The organism is Neisseria sp. P0009.S007 (genome assembly GCF_051962515.1).
The window spans coordinates 1-232 of sequence record NZ_JBQCVF010001319.1 but is presented as its reverse complement, the minus strand read 5'-3'; the positions used below and the strand labels follow the sequence as shown (position 1 = coordinate 232).

1 protein-coding gene is annotated in these 232 nt (G+C 56.0%); it reads left to right on the top strand.

What is annotated here, in order from left to right:
- Positions 1-232, top strand: a 232-nt coding sequence (locus ACTHS3_RS18765) for a PDZ domain-containing protein (protein ID WP_440368924.1), incomplete at both ends; no start/stop codon positions are given.

Genomic DNA, 232 nt, shown 5'->3' with positions numbered 1-232 from the left:
CAAAGCAAGCGGCGCGTTGATTGCCAAAATCATGCCGAACAGCGCAGCGCAACAAGCCGGTTTACAAGTCGGCGATATTGTCCGCAGCGTGAACGGGGAAGAAGTCCGCGCTTCCAGCGATTTGCCGGTCATGGTCGGCTCGATGATGCCGGGCAAAGAAGTCACTTTGAGCATTTGGCGCGGCGGCAAACAAACCGATGTCAAAGTCAAACTTGGCAGCGCAGCCGAACAA